Genomic DNA, 21,126 nt, shown 5'->3' on the forward strand with positions numbered 1-21,126 from the left:
TTTGTTTGTGTAAATATATTGTAAACCCACTGTAAAAACCAATGTAAAAACCAATGTAAAGAAAAAGTACTTACCTGAAGTAAGTACTTTTATGTTTTTTTAATGAGCTGAGTAGTTAGGCGCCTCGTTTGTAATTTGAACATCGTGAGGGTGACTTTCAATAAGTCCTGCACCTGACATTTCAACAAACTGAGCTTTGTCATGTAAAGCCTGGATATCTTCTGCACCTGTATAACCCATACCTGCACGGATACCGCCAATCAATTGGAATACGATATCAGCAGCAGAACCCTTATAAGCTACACGGCCTTCAATTCCTTCTGGAACAAGTTTATTCGCTTCATTAACTGCACCTTGGAAGTAACGATCGCTTGATCCCTTCTTCATCGCTGCAATTGATCCCATACCACGGTAAGATTTGTATTTACGACCTTGGAAAATCTCAGTTTCACCTGGTGCTTCATCAGTACCAGCAAACATAGAACCAAGCATTACAGCATTACCACCTGCTGCAAGAGCTTTTACAATATCACCTGAGTATTTGATACCGCCATCAGCAATGATTGTTTTTCCGTATTCACGCGCAACACTAGCTGCATCGTAAATAGCAGTGACTTGAGGAACACCTACACCCGCAACCACACGTGTTGTGCAAATAGAACCTGGTCCGATACCTACTTTAACAACATCGACACCTGCTTCATAAAGTGCACGCGCACCTTCAGCTGTTGCGATATTTCCTGCAATCAAAGTACGGTCTGGGAAGTGGGCACGAATTTCAGCAATTTTACGAAGAACGCCTGCTGAATGACCATGTGCAGTATCAATGACAATAGCATCTGCGCCTGCTTCAAAAAGAGCTTCTGCACGTTCAAAGGTATCAGAAGTAACACCTACAGCACCTGCTACCAAAAGACGACCGAACTCATCCTTAGCTGCATTAGGAAACTCAATAACTTTTTCGATATCCTTAATAGTAATAAGTCCTGATAAACGACCTTCTTCATCAACTAGAGGTAGCTTTTCAATACGATGCTCATGAAGAATACTTTCAGCTGTTTCAAGATCTGTTTCAACTGGAGCAGTGACCAATTTCTCAGAAGTCATGTGTTCTGAAATTGGAGTATCGTAATTAGAGATAAAACGCATATCACGGTTTGTGATAATACCAACCAATTTACGATTTTCAAGTGTCTCAACAATTGGAACCCCTGAGATACGGTAACGCTGCATCAACTCTTCAGCTTCAGCAACTTTATTTTCAGGCGTTAGGAAGAATGGATCAATGATGACACCATTTTCAGAGCGCTTTACTTTTCGAACTTCTTCAGCTTGTTCCGCAATAGACATGTTTTTGTGAATGACACCCAAACCACCTGCACGAGCAATTGAGATAGCCATCTTACTATCTGTGACCGTATCCATGGCTGCAGTGATAATTGGGATATTTAATGTCAAATTTTTAGCCAATTTCGTCTTCAAGTTGACGTTGTTTGGTAGAACATGACTTTCCGCAGGAATAAGCAATACGTCATCAAAAGTGTAACCTTTTTTCAAGAATTTAGTGTCCCAATTTGACATTATAATCGTCCTCTTTTCTCAAAGTTTTGAGGTACAAAAACCCCAGCCTATTTTTTAATTGTTAATATCATATCATGCTAAAATGATTTGTCAACAGATTTCGCATAAGATTCTAAGAAAACCTTTTTCCAAATAAAAATAGGGCTCCAGATTATCTTGAGTCCCTACTTTTTATTTCTTAGAAATACTTAATTCCCATCGCTTCTTTTACTTCCGCCAATGTTTGTCCAGCAACTTCACGCGCTGCTTGACTACCTTTTTCAAGCATACGGAAAACTTCTCCCATATCCTTGGCATATTCTAAACGACGTTCACGAATTGGAGCCAACTCACGTTCTAAGATTTCTAGAAGATAACGTTTTGTCTTCACATCTCCTAAACCACCTCGTTGATAATGTTCTTTCATTTCAGCAATTGTAGTAGCATCCTCTTCGCGACCAAAGATATCAAGATAATGGAAAACCATATTACCTTCAATTTGGCCTGGATCTTCCACACGAATATGATTTGGATCCGTATACATGCTCATGACTTTTTTACGAACAGTGTCCTCATCATCTGAAAGGAAGATACCATTACCCAAGGATTTTGACATCTTAGCATTTCCGTCTAGACCTGGAAGGCGTCCTGCAGCTTCATTTTTAGGGTAGATTCCCTCTGGCTCAACCAAAATATCACAATGATAAGTATGATTGAAGCTACGTGCAATTTCACGTGTCTGCTCAATCATTGGCTTTTGGTCATTACCTACAGGAACATAATTTGCTTTAAAGGCCGTGATATCAGCTGCCTGAGAAATTGGATAAACTAGAAAGCCTGTTGGAATAGATTCTCCGAAGCCTTTTTGAGCAATTTCCGTCTTAACTGTCGGGTTACGCTCTAAACGTGCCAATGAAACTAGGTTCATGTAATACATAGTCAACTCAGCCAACTCAGGAATCTGACTTTGAATGAAAATAGTCGACTTCGTTGGATCCAAACCTACAGAGAGATAATCTAAAGCAACATTCCCAATTGATTCTTTGATAATCTCTGACTCTTTGGCGTGATCCGTAAGGGCTTGCTGATCAGCCAAAAAGACAAACATGTTATATTTATCTTCGTTTTGTAAAAGGACACGATTTTTTAAACTACCAACATAGTGTCCTAGATGAAGTTTCCCTGTTGGACGGTCTCCCGTCAAAATAATAGGTTTCGTCATATAATTACCTCTCTAATACAAAAAAAATCCCCACGCAAAAACATGCGTGAGGGCGTTAATCACTTTTGATACGCGGTACCACCTCAGTTGATAACTCTTTCTGAAGCTATCATCTCAAACCTTCTCAACAAAGAAGTTGCACGATAAGGGGTGCCAAACCTAACGTTTATGTGTTCACGTTAACCGTCAATTCTCTTCAGCCCATTCATTCCACCTTCATACTGGTTTTCAGCAACCACCAGCTCTCTATAAAAAAGGAAAGAATTACTCTTCTGATGACTATTATTCTACATTGTTTTATCTATTCTTGTCAAGATTATGTTTCTAGTTTCACGTGAAACACAACCTTAGATACAACCAAAATAGTCAATACTTGACGGAAACTTAAAAAGACTTGATAATAAGAATATCATTTCTAGGAGATAATATATGAAACGTCGAATAATAGATATACTTTTAGTTACAATCGGTTCTTTTATAGCTTCGGTTGGCTATAACTCACTTTTAGTTAAGAATAATATTGCCTCGGGTGGTGTCGGAGGGCTAGCCATTAGTTTAAACGCCCTTTTTGGTTGGAACAATGCTAACTTCGTCTTAGCAACCACCATCCCTTTGTTAATTTTATGTTGGTGCTTTCTTGGTCGCGAAGTTCTCCTAAAAACCTTCTATGGATCTCTTATCTTCCCAACTTTTATTAAATTAACCGAGGGCTTACCTACACTCACCAAACAACCTTTGTTGGCTGCTATTTTTGGTGGGATTGTATTAGGGTTAGGACTAGGAATAGTCTTTTATGGAAATTCCTCAACTGGGGGAACTGGAATTATCACACAAATTCTCCACAAGTATACGCCACTCCCACTAGGAATGGTACTACTTATTGTTGATGGAATCATTGTCGCAATCAGTGCTATTGCCTTTCCACCTGATACTGTTATGTACTCCATTCTCTCACTTGGAGTTGTTTCTCTTACAATTGATAAAATGATGGTCGGACTCAACTCATCACGAAATCTTCTAATCATTTCGCAAAATAGTGAACAAATCCTAAACTACATCACTAGAGTGGCTGATCGAGGAGCAACAAAAATTCCAGTTCTTGGTGGACATACTGGACATGCACAAAATATGATTATGACTACCTTGTCAACTCATGAGGTTCCGAAAGTTCAAGAAGAAATCCAAAAAATAGATGAAACTGCCTTTATCGTCATTGTTCCTGCTTCTACAGTTATGGGACGTGGATTTAGCCTCCAAAAAGATTACCAAAAAGTTCCAAATGACTTTATTAATCCCTTATAAAATCGATTGAAATAAAGTCTAATTTCTCGTAAAATAGTAGTTAAGAATAAAAATAAAGGATATTATATGCTTACTGTATCGGATGTATCGCTTCGTTTTAGCGATCGTAAACTTTTTGATGATGTTAATATTGCCTTCACGCCAGGTAATACTTACGGTCTTATCGGTGCCAATGGTGCTGGTAAATCTACTTTTTTGAAAATTTTAGCTGGTGATATCGAACCAACAACAGGATATATCTCTCTTGGTCCTGATGAGCGTCTTTCTGTTCTTCGTCAGAACCACTTTGACTATGAAGATGAACGCGTCATTGATGTTGTTATCATGGGGAATGAACGCCTCTACGATATTATGAAAGAAAAAGATGCCATCTACATGAAGGAAGATTTTTCAGATGAAGATGGTGTCCGTGCTGCTGAATTAGAAGGTCTATTTGCTGAATTAGGTGGTTGGGAAGCTGAAAGCGAAGCCTCACAATTACTCCAGAATCTAAATATTTCAGAAGACCTTCACTATCAAAATATGAGCGAATTAGCTAATGGTGACAAGGTGAAAGTCCTCCTTGCAAAAGCGCTTTTTGGTAAACCTGATGTACTTCTTCTTGACGAACCTACCAACGGTCTTGATATCCAGTCAATCTCATGGCTTGAAGATTTCTTGATTGATTTTGAAAATACGGTCATTGTCGTATCCCATGACCGTCACTTCTTGAATAAGGTGTGTACGCATATGGCCGACCTTGACTTTGGTAAAATCAAACTCTATGTCGGTAACTATGACTTCTGGAAACAATCTTCAGAATTGGCTGCACGCTTGCAGGCTGACCGTAATGCAAAAGCAGAAGAAAAAATCAAAGAACTTCAAGAATTCGTTGCACGTTTCTCTGCCAACGCTTCAAAATCTAAACAAGCAACTTCTCGTAAGAAAATGCTTGATAAAATTGAATTAGAAGAAATCGTCCCATCAAGTCGTAAATACCCATTCATCAATTTCAAAGCAGAGCGTGAAATCGGTAATGACCTTCTAACAGTTGAAAATCTTACTGTTAAGATGGATGGTGAGACTATTCTTGACAACATTAGTTTTATCTTGCGTCCAGGAGATAAGACTGCCATCATTGGTCAAAACGATATTCAAACAACTGCATTAATTCGTGCTCTTGCCGATGATATTGACTACGAAGGTACAATCAAATGGGGTGTTACTACTAGCCGCTCTTACCTTCCAAAAGATAATTCTAAAGACTTTGCATCCGGTGAATCAATTCTCGAATGGCTCCGTCAATTTGCCGAAAAAGGTGAAGATGATGATACCTTCTTGCGTGGATTCCTTGGACGTATGCTCTTCTCAGGAGATGAGGTTAATAAATCTGTTAGTGTTCTCTCAGGGGGAGAAAAGGTACGTGTCATGCTTTCTAAGCTCATGCTTTTGAAATCTAACGTCCTTCTTCTAGATGATCCTACTAATCACTTGGATTTGGAATCAATCTCAAGTCTGAATGATGGTGTCCGTGACTTCAAAGAGTCTGTTATCTTTGCCAGTCATGACCATGAATTTATCCAAACAATAGCGAACCACATCGTAGTCGTTTCTAAAAATGGGGTTATTGACCGTATTGATGAAACTTATGATGAATTCCTTGAAAATGAAGAAGTGCAAGCTAAAGTCAAAGCACTATGGGCTGATTAAACTATAAAAAGATGCAGGTTGGGATATCCCAACCTGTCTTAGTATCATTATGACAAATAAAAAATACCATACGACTTTATTATTTTATCTGGCTGCCTTTTTCTTGCCAGTACTAATCATGATAGGTGTGCTGTATAGCCAAAAAATCTATCCTGGTAGTGAGCGGACTATTTTAACAAGTGATGGTTTTCATCAGTATGTGATTTTTGCAACTGGACTTAGGAATATACTTCATGGAGATGGAAGCCTCTTTTACACCTTTACAAGTGGGCTAGGTCTTAATTTCTATGCTCTAACCAGCTATTACTTAGGTTCCTTCTTGTCTCCACTTTACTATTTCTTTACTGTCAACCAAATGGCCGATGCTTTTTATTATATAACACTGCTTAAGTTCGGTCTTATTGGGCTCTCAGGAGCTTTTAGCTTTAAGCGTCTCTTTACAAAAGTGTCAAGAAGTTTCATCCTATGTCTTTCTACAGGATTTGCTTTGATGAGCTTTGCTACCAGTCAGTTAGAAATTAACACCTGGCTAGATGCCTTTATTCTAGCACCTCTAATTATATTAGGTTTACACCTCTTACTAAGATTCAATAGACGGGGCTTATACTTTTTTAGTCTAACCTGCCTTTTTATCCAAAACTACTATTTTGGATATATGATGGCTATTTTCCTAACCCTTTACACCATAGTACAATTGATAACTATCAAGGGGTGGAAGAGTAAGATTCTTCATTTCATAGACTTTGGAATTGTCTCTATACTAGCTGGTTTAAGTAGTGCTGTCATGCTGCTGCCAACGCTACTTGACTTGACAACACATGGTGAAAAGTTTACAGGTGCGTCAAGTTTGTTGACAGAGTCCACCTATTATTTTGACTTCTTTGCGAAAAATCTCGTTGGAGTTTACGATACTACTAAATTCGGATCAATCCCTATGATTTATGTGGGAATCTTACCTTTGATTCTTTTTCTACTTTTCTTTATTAGTAGGGAAATCCAGCTATCATTACGTCTAGGTTATCTCTTACTAGTAGCTTTCTTTATCGCTAGTTTCTACTTACAGCCTCTTGATTTGTTTTGGCAAGGAATGCATGCACCCAACATGTTTCTCCATCGCTATTCTTGGCTACTATCTCTCCTAATTGTTCTTTTGGCAGGAGAAACACTCAACCGAATTAGAAAGTTTTCTTTTAAAAGACTCCTCCTATCTTTCTTAGGATTGAGTACCGCTTACTTACTAACTTGGATTTTCCAATCTCACTATATCTTTATTGAATCAGTCTCCTGGCTATTAAGTCTAGCATTTCTCCTAGCCTATGCTATTCTATTTACTAGCTATTTTAGACAGCAAATTCCTGGGAGTGTTTTTCGCTGTTTCACCTTCTTATTCTGCATTTTTGAGCTTACATTAAGTACTTACTATGTTGTTGGAGCTCTTGGAAATGAGTGGGTATTCCCAACTCGTGAAGGCTATCTGCGAAATATGTCTGCCATTACAAAACTAGTTTCAAAAACTAAGCAAGCAAATAAAACTTTTTACCGTACTGAAAGGTTAGAGGCTCAAACTGGTAACGACAGTATGAAATTCAATTATAATGGTATTTCTCAGTTTTCATCCATTCGAAATACCGCTTCAAGCTCAACACTCGATAGGTTAGGCTTCAAATCTGAAGGGACTAATTTAAACCTACGTTACCAAAATAACACCATTATCGCTGATAGTCTCTTCGGAATAAAATATAATTTATCGAACTTTGACCTTAATAAGTATGGTTTTAATCACGTAACTTCTGAGAAAACAATAGGACTTTATCAAAATAATAATGCAAGTCAGCTTGCTATCTTAACTGATGGCATTTACAATAATATTGACTTCACTGTCAATACGCTTGACAATCAAACTAGCTTGCTGAATACTCTCTCTGGACTTAACTTAACCTATTTTAAACGAGCTCCATCTCAACTGTTTGATAAGGATGCTAGATCTTTGAATCAGCGCGTGGCTAAAAACGTTAGCAACTCGAATAAAGATTTTGTAACAATCACCTATCAAGTTATTGCTCCACCACATAGTCAACTCCATGTTAGTATTCCTAATATTTCTTGGTCTGATGACAATAACCACTCTCTGTCAATTACTGTAAACGGTATGACAAAGAATCAAGTTACTGATAATACCTTTGATTTCTTTGACCTTGGCTACTTTGAAACAGAATCAATGGTTACCATCAAACTTAGTTTCCCTGGCAATAAAGCAATATCCTTTGATAATCCTAGTTTTTATGCCCTTGATACTCAAAACTATCAGATAGCTATGGATACTATTAATGAACGTGATAGCAAGGTTACTACGTCAAAAAATAAAGTGTTCGTTGATTATAGCAGTAAAACGAATGCCTCACTATTCTTTACCATTCCATATGATAAGGGATGGACAGCGACCGTAAATCATAAAAAAGTTAAGATTCAACGAGCCCAAAAGGGGTTCATGAAAGTCGATGTCCCTAGTGGAAAAGGAAAAGTTGTTCTAACCTTTATTCCCTATGGACTTAAGACAGGTTCATTGATTAGTCTATTGGCAAGTATCATATTTTGTTGCTACGCTTACTTCATCAGAAAAACAACTATTATTCAAAAAAGCTGATTATCTTAAATTAAATAGGTCTGGAACAAGTGTTCCAGACCTATTTAACTTTGGGTACAAAAAAACTCAAGCTATACAACTTGAGGTGTCTTATCACTCCGCCAGTAGGACTCGAACCTACGACATCATGATTAACAGTCATGCGCTACTACCAACTGAGCTATGGCGGATAAAACTGCTAAGTAGCAAAAATAGTCCGTACGGGATTCGAACCCGTGTTACCGCCGTGAAAAGGCGGTGTCTTAACCCCTTGACCAACGGACCAAGTTCTGAGATTTTTATCTCATTAATACTCTTATTATTATATCAGAGTATTCGATTTTGTCTATACTTTTTTTCAAAAAAAATATTAAATTTTGCTAAATTTATTCGAATTTTACGTTAGTTTTTATCTTGCTTTTACAAAGTATTGACATGTTGCTATATATTTTGTAAACTAATAGAGTTATTGGTCCCATAGCTCAGCTGGATAGAGCATTCGCCTTCTAAGCGAACGGTCGCAGGTTCGAATCCTGCTGGGATCAGATAAAAAAACGCATTCTAGAATCTCTAGTTGCGTTTTTCTTTTGCCTCAATAAATAAGAAATAATTTAAAACAAACAAGGGAAGCAAAGTCGTATATAGGCTGTATTCATGTAAATATTGAGCAAACCAAGTTGAGGCTGCGACTCCTACCATGAATGTAAAGATGATAATAGTTGTATAAGAAGCTTGTTTAAGCGCTTTGGCATCACCCTCGTCAATAGCCCTAGCAATGGTTAAAGAAGTATTAGTAATATTACCAGTCATCATAAAGGAAGCATAATTTACACCTCTGACTCGCTTAAAAATACCTACTTGAAGAGAGGCGAAGAATGCCAAGCCTGCAATCGTAATAGTAGAATCAACGTATGGTGTAATAATTGCAAGAATAGTCATCAAGAGAAGGGCAAGTCTAATCGCTTGCAAATGCCATCCCCACTTATGGTTAATGAGCCACTTCTTAACAAAAAAAACAAAAAACTGACCTAAAACAAAGAAAAAGATAGGTATTACATAGCTAAAAGCTCTTGCAATATGCCCCTCAACAAGGTGAATGACCAAATAGAGGAGATTGCCTGTCTGGATACTTGCAAATCGACCGTCTTGAGTATTGTAAGTATAGGCATCAATGAAGCCTCCTATATAACTAACTAGAGTTGCTACTCGTAATCCTTCAAAAACACGATAGGAGCGTTTTTTCATTCTGAACATGTCTGTTTCCTTTTTTCTACTTATGATAAGGACTTCCCTGCTGAATCATGAATGCACGATAAATTTGTTCTACTAATACAAGGCGCATAAGCTGATGAGGGAATGTTAAGAGACCAAAACTCATCAATCGATTAGCTCTCTTTTTTACTGTTGGAGAGAGTCCCAAACTGCCCCCTATAATAAAAGTAATATCTGAATAGCCTCTAAGGGTTACTTGCTCTAACTCTTTAGCAAATTGTTCCGAGGGAAATTGTTTTCCTTCAATAGCTAAGGCAATGACATAATCACGATCACCTACTTTAGCCAAGATACGCTGTCCTTCTTTGTCTAGGATAGCTTTATTTTCAGCTTCACTTGCATTATCTGGCGTCTTTTCATCCGTTAATTCTATAGATTCAAATTTTGTGAAGCGTCCTAGTCGTTTGACATACTCCGCAATGCCATCTTTCAAATATTTTTCTTTCAGTTTTCCAACGGTAATCAATTTAACTTTCATAGGCTTATTATAGCACATATCCACAATCTTTTAACACCTTATCCACACCTTTTTCGTGTCAAGCATCTAGAGTTATCCTTATAAAATCGCTTTTTATCTACACTTTTTGAAACTTATCCACAGACTGTTGATAACTGTTTTTTAAAATCACTTTATGATATAATTAAGCTTACTTTGATATGTTTATCAAAAAGGAGGACTAAACGTGAAAAAATTTAACTGGAAAAAAATAGTAGCGCCAATTGCAATGCTTGTTATTGGCTTACTAGGTGGTCTACTAGGTGCCTTTATCCTATTAACAGCAGCAGGGGTATCTTTTACCAATACAACAGATACAGGTGTTAAAACAGCTAAGACCGTATACAACAATACAACAGATACAACTAAGGCCGTTAAGAAAGTACAAAATGCCGTTGTTTCTGTCATCAATTACCAAGAAGGCTCATCTTCAGATTCCCTAAATGAACTTTATGGTCGTATTTTTGGTGGAGATGATAGTTCTGATTCTAGCCAAGACAAATCAAAAGATTCTGATGGATTGCAAGTCGCTGGTGAAGGTTCCGGTGTTATCTATAAAAAAGATGGGAAAGAGGCCTACATCGTAACCAACAACCACGTTGTTGATGGTGCTAAAAAACTTGAAATCATGCTTTCAGATGGATCAAAAATTACTGGTGAACTCGTTGGTAAAGATACTTACTCTGACCTAGCAGTTGTCAAAGTTTCTTCAGATAAAATAAAAACCGTCGCAGAATTTGCAGATTCAAACTCCCTCACAGTTGGTGAAAAGGCAATTGCTATCGGTAGCCCACTTGGTACCGAATACGCCAACTCAGTAACAGAGGGAATCGTATCTAGCCTTAGCCGTACCGTAACTATGCAAAACGACAATGGTGAAACTGTCTCAACAAATGCTATCCAAACAGATGCTGCCATTAACCCTGGTAACTCTGGTGGTGCCTTAGTCAATATTGAAGGACAAGTTATCGGTATTAACTCAAGTAAGATTTCATCAACGTCAGCAGTCGCTGGTAGTGCCGTTGAAGGTATGGGATTCGCCATTCCATCAAACGATGTTGTCGAAATCATTAATCAATTGGAAAAAGACGGTAAAGTTACACGCCCAGCCCTAGGAATCTCAATGGCCGATCTTAATAGCCTTTCTAGCAGTGCAACTTCTAAATTAGATTTACCAGATGAAGTTAAATCTGGAGTTGTTGTCGGTAGCGTTCAAAAAGGTATGCCAGCTGACGGTAAACTTCAAGAAAATGATGTTATTACTGAAATTGACGGTAAGGAAATCAGCTCAAAAACTGATATTCAAACCAATCTTTACAGCCATAGTATCGGAGATACAATCAAGGTAACCTTCTATCGTGGTAAAGAGAAGAAAACTGAAGAACTTAAATTAACAAAATCTACAGAAGACTTATCTGACTAAGTCATTGACAAATCTGTCAAAAGACCTTTACAATAATGTAAAGGTCTTTTTTGGAAAGGAATAACATGCAAGAACAACTCAAAGCTTTACCTATTAGTGAAATCTACCCAAATCCTTTTCAACCTCGTATAGAATTCTCTGATGAAGAATTAGCAGAACTGAGCCAATCAATCGCTGAAAATGGACTGATACAGCCAATCATTGTCCGAAAATCGGACATTATTGGTTATGAACTAATTGCTGGGGAAAGACGTTTACGTGCCTGTAAACGTCTGGGAATGACAGAAATCCCTGCAGTCGTAAAGGAAGTCTCAGATCAAGAGAGTCGTAAACAAGCTATTATTGAAAATTTACAACGCTCGAATCTCAATCCTATTGAAGAAGCAAAGGCCTATCGTAGTTTAATTAATGAGTTAGCTTACAGTCACGAGGAACTGGCAAAAGCTATGGGGAAATCCAGGCCCTATATCAGTAACGCTCTCAGACTCCTCCAACTTCCCAAAGAGATACAGACAAGTATCGAAAATGGCAAACTGAGTCAAGGACATGCTAGAGCGCTTTTATCTGTTGAGGATACCCAAAAGCAATTAACTATCTATCATCAGGTGCTTACTGAAAAATGGTCCGTTCGTACTCTGGAAAAAAGACTTCAAGAACTTCCTAAAAAACAAAAATCAAAAAAAGATATTCACTTAAAAGATAAAGAAAAAGAACTAGAAAAATCACTTGGTCTCCCCGTTACTCTTCGTTATCACAAAAATCACTCTGGAACTATTCAGATCCACTTTTCGACGGAGGAAGATTTTAACAGAATTATCAACAAGCTAATTTGACCTGTGAATTGATGAGAAAAAAGAAACAAACTTATCCACATCATAAAAATGTTGCCCTCCCTTTATTTTAGAGGGTTTCTTTTTTTATTCACAACTTGTGGATAACTCTTGTGCACAATGTGAATTGTCTTTTTTTTTCGCTGTGGATAACTCGAAAAACTTTTATCTTCTGACCTGTGGAAAACTTTTTTGTTTTATGATAGAATCAGAGAACAAGAATAAAGAAGGAGAATTGATGGAATGACCGAAAAAGAGCATTTTTTTTGGAATAAGCTCTTAGAGCTGGCCAAAGAGGAACTAACACAAGCCACTTTTGATTATTATGTCCTAGATACCAAGCTCATCAAAGTTCAAAATAACGTTGCTACAATTCTGCTTGAAGAAGTCAAAAAGCTATTCTGGGAAAAGAATATGCAATCTTTCATTTTGATGGCTGGTTTTGAAGCCTATAATAGTGAAATAAAAGTTGAGTACGTCTTTGACGAAGCACTCATAAACGAGGCAAATTCAACTGTAGCAAATAATGACTTTGGTAATAAAAAGGAACAGCAGACCCCTGCTCTTCCTACATTGGACTCAGACTTAAATAGTAAGTATACCTTTGATAATTTTATCCAAGGGGATGAAAATCGTTGGTCAGTTGCTGCATCTTTAGCTGTAGCTGATTCACCAGGAGCTACTTATAACCCTCTATTTATTTACGGAGGACCTGGTCTCGGGAAAACTCACTTGCTCAATGCCATTGGAAACAAGGTCTTACATGATAATCCTCAAGCACGCATTAAATACATCACTGCAGAGAATTTCATTAATGAATTTGTTGTACATATCCGTTTAGATAAAATGGACGAACTAAAACTTAAATATCGTCATCTGGACGTTCTCTTAATTGACGATATTCAATCATTGGCTAAAAAATCAACGCAAGCCACTCAAGAGGAATTCTTCAATACTTTCAATGTCCTTCACAATAATAATAAACAAATTGTCCTGACCAGCGACCGTAATCCAGATCAATTGAACGAGATGGAAGAGCGTCTTGTCACGCGCTTTAAATGGGGGTTAACCGTCAATATCACACCACCTGACTTTGAAACGCGAGTGGCCATTCTTACTAATAAGATTATGGACTATGATTATCATTTTCCTCCTGAAACAATTGAGTATTTAGCTGGCCAATTTGATTCAAATGTCCGTGACTTGGAGGGGGCCTTAAAAGATATTAGCTTAGTTGCCAATGTTCGCCAGTTAGATACTATCACAGTTGAGGTAGCTGCCGAAGCCATTCGCGCACGTAAAATGGATGGTCCTAAGTTAACTCTTATTCCGATTGAGGATATCCAAACTGAGGTAGGGAAATTTTATAATGTCACTGTAAAAGAGATTAAGGCAACTAAACGAACACAAAATATTGTCTTGGCACGTCAGGTAGCCATGTATCTTGCGCGTGAAATGACTGATAACTCCCTTCCAAAAATTGGAAAAGAATTTGGCGGAAGAGACCACTCAACTGTCTTACATGCATACAATAAAATCAAAAATATGATTGCCCAAGATGACAGTTTACGCATTGAAATTGATACCATCAAAAACAAGATAAAATGACACTTGTGGATAACTATTAAAAATCATTCATAGTTTTCCACAGGCTGTGCACAAGTTCAAAGCCTTGATAAAACTATGTTTTGTAGACTTATGCACAGTGTCCACAAGACCTACTACTACTACTAAAATAATACTAATAAAAATAAAGGAGCATCATGATTCAATTTGCGATTAATAAAGCTTATTTCTTACAAGCACTTCATACGACTCGCCGTGCTATTTCTTCTAAAAATGCTATCCCAATTCTATCGACGATTAAAATCGAAGTTACCAGTGATGGTATCTATTTGACAGGATCAAATGGGCAAATCTCAATTGAAAATAGTATCTCAGTTTCGGAAGAAAATGCAGGTCTATTAATTACACAGCCAGGTAGTATCCTTTTGGAAGCAAACTTTTTCATTAATGTTGTCTCAAGCTTGCCTGATGTTACCCTTACTTTTGAAGAAATCGAACAATACCAAGTTTTACTGAAGAGTGGTAAATCAGAGATTACTTTAAAAGGGAAAGATGTTGAACAATATCCCCGTATTCAGGAAGTTGATAGCTTGACACCATTGCTCATGGACACAAAAGTGTTAAAATCTATCATTGCTGAAACTTCATTTGCAGCAAGCACTCAAGAAAGTCGTCCAATTTTAACCGGAGTTCACTTTGTTCTTTCAAATCATAAAGATCTCAAAGCTGTAGCAACTGACTCTCACCGAATGAGTCAACGTCAACTTGTTCTGGAGCATTCTGCAGATAACTTTGATGTCGTAATCCCAAGTCGCTCACTTAAAGAATTGTCGGCAGTCTTTAGCGATGATATTGAAAACTTAGAGGTCTTCTTCTCAATAAATCAAATTCTATTCCGTAGTGAAACAATTTCTTTCTATACACGTTTACTTGAAGGAAATTATCCAGACACTAATCGTCTCTTGTCCGATTCATTTGAAACAGAAGTTGTTTTTGAGACTGCTAGCCTTCGTTCTGCTATGGAACGTTCATATTTGATTTCTAATGCTAGTCAAAGTGGTACCGTTAAACTCGAAATCATTAATGGTAGTGTCAGTGCCCATGTTAATTCGCCAGAAGTCGGAAAGGTGAATGAGGATATTGACGTGCAAGATGTTTCAGGTAGTGATTTGGTCATTAGTTTCAATCCAACCTACCTAATAGATGCTTTGAAAGCTCTTAAGAGTGAGACTGTCCGTGTACGTTTCATTTCACCAGTACGTCCATTTACATTGACGCCAGCAGATGACAGTGAGAATTTTATTCAATTGATTACACCTGTAAGAACAAACTAAAATCGAAAAAGTTATCCACTGTGGATAACTTTTTTACTAGAAAGGGAATTTATGTACCAAATTGGAAGTTTAGTTGAAATGAAAAAACCACATGCTTGTACTATCAAAGCAACAGGAAAAAAAGCTAATGAATGGGAAGTAATCCGTCTTGGAGCTGACATTAAGATTCGTTGTACGAATTGTGATCATGTGGTCATGATGAGTCGTCATGATTTCGAGAAGAAACTTAAGAAGGTTTTATAACAGGTGTTGGAGAGACTATATAACGAGAGTTTTATGTTAAGAAAATTACTTCACTAGCAATATAAAGACTTTCTAAAGTCCCTAATCATCTTCTTTATAGCATTCTTTGCCTTGCTTTCCTTTTTATGATTCTCAAAGGGAAGTTGCCTATTTTTAACAATTTTTGTGTTATAATTAACTGAATTACTTTTTTATGGAGAAATAAATTAATGGCTTTAACAGCAGGTATCGTCGGTTTGCCAAACGTTGGTAAATCAACTCTTTTCAATGCAATTACAAAAGCGGGTGCGGAAGCTGCTAACTATCCTTTCGCGACAATTGATCCAAACGTCGGTATGGTTGAGGTACCAGATGAGCGTTTGACGAAACTGACTGAACTTATTACCCCTAAAAAGACAGTTCCAACTACATTTGAGTTCACAGATATTGCGGGTATCGTAAAAGGAGCATCAAAGGGTGAAGGTCTTGGAAATAAGTTCTTGGCGAACATTCGTGAAGTAGATGCGATTGTCCATGTGGTTCGTGCTTTCGATGATGAAAACGTTATGCGTGAACAAGGGCGTGAGGATGCCTTTGTAGATCCGATGGCTGATATTGATACAATCAATCTAGAATTGATTTTGGCTGACCTTGAATCAATTAACAAACGTTATGCGCGTGTCGAAAAAATTGCGCGTACACAAAAAGATAAAGATTCTGTAGCAGAGTTTAACATTCTTCAAAAGATTAAACCCGTTCTAGAAGATGGTAAGTCTGCACGTACGATTGATTTTACTGAGGAAGAGCAAAAAATTGTTAAGGGACTCTTCCTCTTGACAACAAAACCAGTGCTTTACGTGGCTAACGTTGATGAAGATCAGGTCGCAAATCCTGATGATATTGATTATGTGAAGCAAATTCGTGAGTTTGCAGCGACTGAAAATGCAGAAGTAGTTGTTATCTCGGCACGTGTTGAGGAAGAAATTTCTGAGTTGGATGATGAAGATAAGGAGATGTTCCTAGAAGACCTTGGTTTGACAGAATCAGGAGTTGATAAACTGACACGCGCAGCCTATCACTTGCTTGGTCTTGGAACTTACTTCACTGCTGGTGAAAAAGAGGTGCGTGCTTGGACCTTTAAACGAGGTATCAAGGCTCCACAAGCAGCTGGAATTATCCACTCTGACTTCGAGAAAGGCTTTATCCGTGCTGTAACCATGTCTTACGATGATCTCATTAAATATGGTTCTGAGAAAGCTGTTAAGGAAGCTGGTCGCCTTCGTGAAGAAGGAAAAGAATACGTTGTCCAAGATGGCGACATCATGGAATTCCGTTTCAACGTTTAGAAAATAAAAAATAGTGCACAAGGCTGAAAAAGTATTTTTCAGTCCTTTTGCTGTTTATCAAAGAGGAGAAATAATGACAAAATTAGTAGTTGGCTTGGGAAATCCTGGTTCAAAATACCGTGAGACACGTCACAATGTTGGTTTTATGGCTATTGACCTAATGGCTAAGGAACTGGGATTAACCTTTTCTGAAGAAAGGACCTTTAAGGCTGAAGTGGCTTCGACCTTTTTAAATGGTGAGAAGGTTTATTTTGTGAAACCAACAACCTTTATGAATCTATCAGGTCTAGCTGTTAGAGCATTACTAGCTTATTACAATATTCCCATGGAGGATTTTATCGTCATTTACGATGACTTAGATATGGAAGTTGGGAAATTGCGCTTTCGTCAAAAAGGTTCAGCGGGTGGTCATAATGGTATTAAATCTATCATTGCTGAAACTGGCACTCAAGAATTTGACCGTATAAAAATTGGTATTGGACGCCCACAGAAAGGAATGTCGGTCGTTAATCATGTCCTTGGAAAATTTAGTGAAGACGACTATGCCACAATTTTACCGACTTTAGACAAGGTAGAGACAGCCCTCAATCATTACCTGAAAACCAATGATTTCGAAGATACTATGAGGCGTTATAATGGCTAATACTCTATTAGATCTTTTTGAGAAGAATCATCAATTGCTTGAGTGGCGTGATAAAGTAACACTATTGAGTAGGCAGTTGGTCATGGGATTTTCTGGTTCCAGCAAGGCAGTTGTCATGGCATCCGCTCTTTCTGAGCAAGTTCCTAAGATTTTAATAGTTACTTCAACACAAAATGAAGCTGAGCAACTGACAGGAGATTTGTCAGCTATCTTAGGAGAGGATAAGGTTTATTCTTTTTTTGCAGATGATGTAGTAGCTGCAGAGTTTATCTTCGCTTCACCAGAAAAGACCCATTCTCGTCTTGAAAGTCTTAATTTTTTAATGGATAAAGAGGCCAGTGGGGTTTTGGTCACGAGTTTAGTTGGTACTAAGTTACATTTGCCTAACCCTAAGGTTTATAAAGACTCTCGCATTGACTTAACACTAGGGGAGGAACATGATTTAGAGGCTCTAAGTAAGCATCTGACTCATATTGGATACCAAAGAGTGGAGCAAGTTCTCTCACCTGGTGAGTATAGTCGTAGGGGCGACATTTTAGATATTTATGAAATGACTTCAGAGCTCCCCTACCGTTTAGAATTTTTTGGAGACGAGATTGATGGCATTCGTCAGTTTGATAGCGATAGTCAGAAATCTTTAGACAATTTAGAGCATGTTATCGTATCACCAGCAGATGATATTATCTTAACAAGAGAGGATTACCAACGTGCTGAGAAGGCCCTAGAAAGTGCGGTCTCGAAGGCAGAAGGTCCTCATAAGGCTTACCTTGAGGAAGTTCTGTCGGTTACGATTGATGGCTACCGTCATAAAGATTTACGTAAGTTTTTGTCTCTCTTTTATGATAAGGCTTATACCTTATTTGACTACCTTCCCAAAGGAACTCCTGTATTCATTGATGATTTTCAAAAGATAGTGGACCGCCATGGACGTCTTGAATTGGAGGTGGCTAATCTTTTAACTGAGGATCTTCACCAAGGCAAGTCTCTGAGTCATCTAAACTACTTAGTGGATTCATTTAAGACTTTACGTAACTATCAGCCAGCTAGTTTCTTTTCGAATTTTCATAAGGGCTTGGGAAATCTTAAATTTGATAAGTTGTATCAATTCACGCAATATCCTATGCAGGAGTTCTTTAACCAGTTTCCACTTCTAGTTGATGAAATACATCGCTATACCAAGAATAAGGCTACAGTTATTTTACAAGTGGGGTCTGAAAAGCAACTCAAATCTTTGAAGGAAACCTTGGAAGAATATGATTTAGATTTACCACTTAGTAGTTTTGGAAATTTGATTCCTCATAAGCCTCAATTAGTTCTAGGAAACTTATCCAATGGTTTTTACTTTGCTGATGAAAAGCTTGTTCTGGTTACTGAACGTGAGATTTTCCATAAAAAAGTAAAACGTCGTGCGCGTGCCAGTCACGTTTCCAATGCTGAGCGTCTAAAAGATTACAATGAGCTTGAAAAAGGTGATTATGTTGTACACCAGACTCATGGTATCGGACAATTTAAAGGTATTGAGACGATTGAGATTAAAGGGGTACATCGTGACTACTTGACCATCCAATATCAGGATGCTGCAACAATTTCTCTACCTGTTGAGCAGATTGAGAGTCTCTCTAAGTATGTGTCAGCGGACGGAAAAGAGCCTAAAATTAATAAACTCAATGATGGGCGTTTCCAAAAGACTAAACAAAAAGTAAGTAAACAAGTAGAGGATATTGCTGATGATCTCTTAAAACTTTACGCTGAGCGTAGTCAACTTAAAGGTTTTGCTTTTTCACCAGATGATGATAATCAAAGAGATTTCGAAGATGATTTCGCCTATGCTGAGACAGAGGATCAATTGCGTTCTATCAAGGAAATTAAGGCAGACATGGAGTCAGACAAACCCATGGATCGTCTCTTGGTTGGTGATGTTGGTTTTGGTAAGACAGAGGTAGCTATGCGTGCCGCCTTCAAGGCAGTCAATGATGGAAAGCAAGTTGCTATCCTAGTTCCTACAACGGTCCTTGCCCATCAGCACTATTTGAATTTTAAAGAGCGTTTTGAAAATCATGCCGTTGAAGTAGATGAACTCAGTCGTTTTAGAAGTAAAAAAGAGCAGAATGAGACTATTGAAAATCTAGCTAAAGGGCGTATTGATATTATTATTGGTACTCACCGCCTACTGTCTAAAGATGTTAAGTTTTCTGACTTAGGCTTGCTAGTAATTGATGAAGAACAACGTTTTGGCGTGAAGCATAAAGAGAAACTTAAGGAGTTGAAAGCTAAGGTTGATGTCCTTACTCTAACTGCGACACCTATTCCTCGTACGCTTCATATGTCTATGCTAGGTATTCGTGATTTGTCGATTATTGAGACAGCCCCTACCAACCGTTATCCAGTTCAAACTTATGTTATGGAAACTAATCCTGGTCTTATTCGAGAAGCGATATTAAGAGAGATGGACCGAGGTGGTCAGATTTTTTATGTTTATAATCGTGTTGAAACCATTGATCAAAAAGTTTCTGAATTACATGAGCTAGTCCCTGAAGCACGTATCGGATTTGTTCATGGTCAGATGAGTGAGGTTATGTTGGAGAATACCCTCTTGGATTTCTTGAATGGTGATTACGATGTATTGGTAGCAACGACCATTATCGAGACAGGGATTGATATCTCCAACGTTAATACTCTCTTCATTGAGAATGCAGATCATATGGGCTTATCTACCCTTTATCAGTTGAGAGGTCGTGTGGGACGTAGTAATCGAATTGCTTACGCCTATCTCATGTATCGTCCTGACAAAGTGTTGACGGAAGTCTCTGAGAAGCGATTGGATGCTATTAAGGGCTTTACAGAACTGGGATCAGGTTTCAAAATAGCCATGCGTGATTTATCAATTCGTGGTGCGGGGAACATTCTTGGTGCTTCTCAAAGTGGTTTCATCGACTCAGTCGGGTTCGAAATGTACTCGCAACTCTTGGAAGAGGCTATCAATAAACGTCAAGGTAAAACTCAAGTTCGACGTAAAGGAAATGCAGAGTTCAATCTTCAGATTGATGCTTACCTCCCTTCTGACTATATTTCTGACGAGCGCCAAAAAATTGAAATTTATAAGCGTATTCGAGAAATTGAGAATCAGAAAGATTATCAAGACCTTCAAGATGAGCTTATTGACCGCTTTGGAGAATATCCAGACCAAGTTGCCTATCTCATTGAGATTGGTCTGGTTAAGGCCTATTTGGATGCTGCCTTTGCAGAATTAGTTGAGCGTAAGAACGATACTATCACTGTTCGTTTCGAAAAAGCCTCTCTCAAATTCTTCTTGACTCAAGATTATTTCGAAGCCATCTCTAAAACGCATTTAAAAGCAAAAATCAGTGATAACCAGGGGAAAGTAGAGATTACTTTTGATGTTCGTAACAAGAAAGACTATGAAATTCTTGAAGAATTAAAGATTTTTGGACAGACATTTATGGAAATCAAAGAACGTAAAGAAAAAAAAGAAGCTTAAGGAAAGTTTAAGTAAGTCTCTCTATACTATAAAACATCCTAAAACTTTTCTTTTTCATAAATCTCCTGAGAGGGTCGACTAGTGTCGATCCTCTTATTT

General features: G+C 37.8%; 15 protein-coding genes, 3 tRNA genes and 1 other annotated feature. Of the genes, 12 read left to right on the forward strand and 6 right to left on the reverse strand.

Features of this window, described 5'->3' with window-relative positions; all coding sequences use genetic code 11:
• Positions 1–99 precede the first annotated feature (99 nt).
• Positions 100–1,581, reverse strand: a complete 1,482-nt coding sequence (gene guaB, locus HMPREF1517_RS03675; protein ID WP_021144763.1) for an IMP dehydrogenase — start codon at positions 1,579–1,581, stop codon at positions 100–102.
• Between the two features lie 178 nt (positions 1,582–1,759).
• A complete protein-coding gene (gene trpS, locus HMPREF1517_RS03680; RefSeq protein ID WP_037599375.1) occupies positions 1,760–2,782 on the reverse strand; it encodes a tryptophan--tRNA ligase in 1,023 nt (340 codons plus the stop codon).
• 45 nt (positions 2,783–2,827) lie between these two features.
• Positions 2,828–3,067, reverse strand: a binding site (T-box leader).
• Between the two features lie 144 nt (positions 3,068–3,211).
• On the opposite strand from trpS, the gene HMPREF1517_RS03685 reads away from it, so the two are divergent.
• The 3 genes from HMPREF1517_RS03685 (at position 3,212) to HMPREF1517_RS03695 (ending at position 8,417) form a co-directional block, all read left to right on the forward strand.
• Positions 3,212–4,084 carry a YitT family protein gene (locus tag HMPREF1517_RS03685; RefSeq protein ID WP_037599377.1) on the forward strand — a complete coding sequence of 291 codons (873 nt, stop codon included), beginning with the start codon at positions 3,212–3,214 and terminating at the stop codon, positions 4,082–4,084.
• A 66-nt stretch (positions 4,085–4,150) separates the two neighbouring features.
• Positions 4,151–5,773: an ABC-F family ATP-binding cassette domain-containing protein gene (locus HMPREF1517_RS03690; RefSeq protein ID WP_037599378.1), complete on the forward strand. Its 1,623-nt coding sequence runs from the start codon at positions 4,151–4,153 to the stop codon at positions 5,771–5,773.
• A 49-nt stretch (positions 5,774–5,822) separates the two neighbouring features.
• Complete coding sequence (locus HMPREF1517_RS03695) at positions 5,823–8,417, forward strand: YfhO family protein (RefSeq protein WP_037599380.1); 2,595 nt, start codon at positions 5,823–5,825, stop codon at positions 8,415–8,417.
• Between the two features lie 96 nt (positions 8,418–8,513).
• Here the strand turns inward: HMPREF1517_RS03695 and HMPREF1517_RS03700 are convergent.
• Together HMPREF1517_RS03700 and HMPREF1517_RS03705 are read right to left on the reverse strand one after the other, a co-directional pair.
• Positions 8,514–8,587: transfer RNA gene (locus HMPREF1517_RS03700), tRNA-Asn, on the reverse strand.
• 22 nt (positions 8,588–8,609) lie between these two features.
• Positions 8,610–8,681, reverse strand: a tRNA-Glu gene (locus tag HMPREF1517_RS03705).
• 186 nt (positions 8,682–8,867) lie between these two features.
• Here HMPREF1517_RS03705 and HMPREF1517_RS03710 point away from each other — a divergent pair.
• Positions 8,868–8,941 (forward strand) — tRNA-Arg (locus HMPREF1517_RS03710).
• Positions 8,942–8,966: 25 nt separating this feature from the next.
• On the opposite strand, the gene HMPREF1517_RS03715 is transcribed toward HMPREF1517_RS03710, so the two are convergent.
• Positions 8,967–9,650: a YoaK family protein gene (locus HMPREF1517_RS03715; RefSeq protein ID WP_002892206.1), complete on the reverse strand. Its 684-nt coding sequence runs from the start codon at positions 9,648–9,650 to the stop codon at positions 8,967–8,969.
• 16 nt (positions 9,651–9,666) lie between these two features.
• Positions 9,667–10,146: a 23S rRNA (pseudouridine(1915)-N(3))-methyltransferase RlmH gene (gene rlmH / locus HMPREF1517_RS03720; RefSeq protein ID WP_037598563.1), complete on the reverse strand. Its 480-nt coding sequence runs from the start codon at positions 10,144–10,146 to the stop codon at positions 9,667–9,669.
• A gap of 205 nt (positions 10,147–10,351) precedes the next feature.
• Between rlmH and HMPREF1517_RS03725 the strand changes: the two genes are divergently transcribed.
• The 8 genes from HMPREF1517_RS03725 to mfd all read left to right on the forward strand — a co-directional run bounded on the left by HMPREF1517_RS03725 (position 10,352) and on the right by mfd (position 21,027).
• Positions 10,352–11,587 carry a S1C family serine protease gene (locus HMPREF1517_RS03725; protein ID WP_002892211.1) on the forward strand — a complete coding sequence of 412 codons (1,236 nt, stop codon included), beginning with the start codon at positions 10,352–10,354 and terminating at the stop codon, positions 11,585–11,587.
• A gap of 65 nt (positions 11,588–11,652) precedes the next feature.
• The gene (locus HMPREF1517_RS03730; protein ID WP_037599381.1) at positions 11,653–12,420 is read left to right on the forward strand and encodes a ParB/RepB/Spo0J family partition protein; all 768 of its coding nucleotides are present in this window, start codon (positions 11,653–11,655) and stop codon (positions 12,418–12,420) included.
• Between the two features lie 240 nt (positions 12,421–12,660).
• Positions 12,661–14,025 (forward strand): chromosomal replication initiator protein DnaA, encoded by a 1,365-nt coding sequence (dnaA, locus tag HMPREF1517_RS03735; protein WP_037599382.1) that lies wholly within the window; start codon positions 12,661–12,663, stop codon positions 14,023–14,025.
• 155 nt (positions 14,026–14,180) lie between these two features.
• Positions 14,181–15,317: a DNA polymerase III subunit beta gene (gene dnaN / locus HMPREF1517_RS03740; RefSeq protein ID WP_037599383.1), complete on the forward strand. Its 1,137-nt coding sequence runs from the start codon at positions 14,181–14,183 to the stop codon at positions 15,315–15,317.
• 51 nt (positions 15,318–15,368) lie between these two features.
• The gene (locus HMPREF1517_RS03745; RefSeq protein WP_037599384.1) at positions 15,369–15,560 is read left to right on the forward strand and encodes a DUF951 domain-containing protein; all 192 of its coding nucleotides are present in this window, start codon (positions 15,369–15,371) and stop codon (positions 15,558–15,560) included.
• A gap of 209 nt (positions 15,561–15,769) precedes the next feature.
• Positions 15,770–16,885, forward strand: a complete 1,116-nt coding sequence (ychF, locus tag HMPREF1517_RS03750) for a redox-regulated ATPase YchF (RefSeq protein WP_002883967.1) — start codon at positions 15,770–15,772, stop codon at positions 16,883–16,885.
• A gap of 73 nt (positions 16,886–16,958) precedes the next feature.
• Entirely contained in the window at positions 16,959–17,528 is a 570-nt protein-coding gene (gene pth, locus HMPREF1517_RS03755) for an aminoacyl-tRNA hydrolase (protein ID WP_037599385.1), read from the forward strand.
• Positions 17,521–21,027, forward strand: coding sequence for a transcription-repair coupling factor (mfd, locus tag HMPREF1517_RS03760; protein ID WP_037599386.1), 3,507 nt, complete (start codon positions 17,521–17,523; stop codon positions 21,025–21,027). The genes pth and mfd overlap by 8 nt, the downstream gene beginning before the upstream one ends.
• Positions 21,028–21,126 lie beyond the last annotated feature (99 nt).

The organism is Streptococcus sp. ACS2 (assembly GCF_000525585.1).
Taxonomy (GTDB): Bacteria; Bacillota; Bacilli; order Lactobacillales; family Streptococcaceae; genus Streptococcus.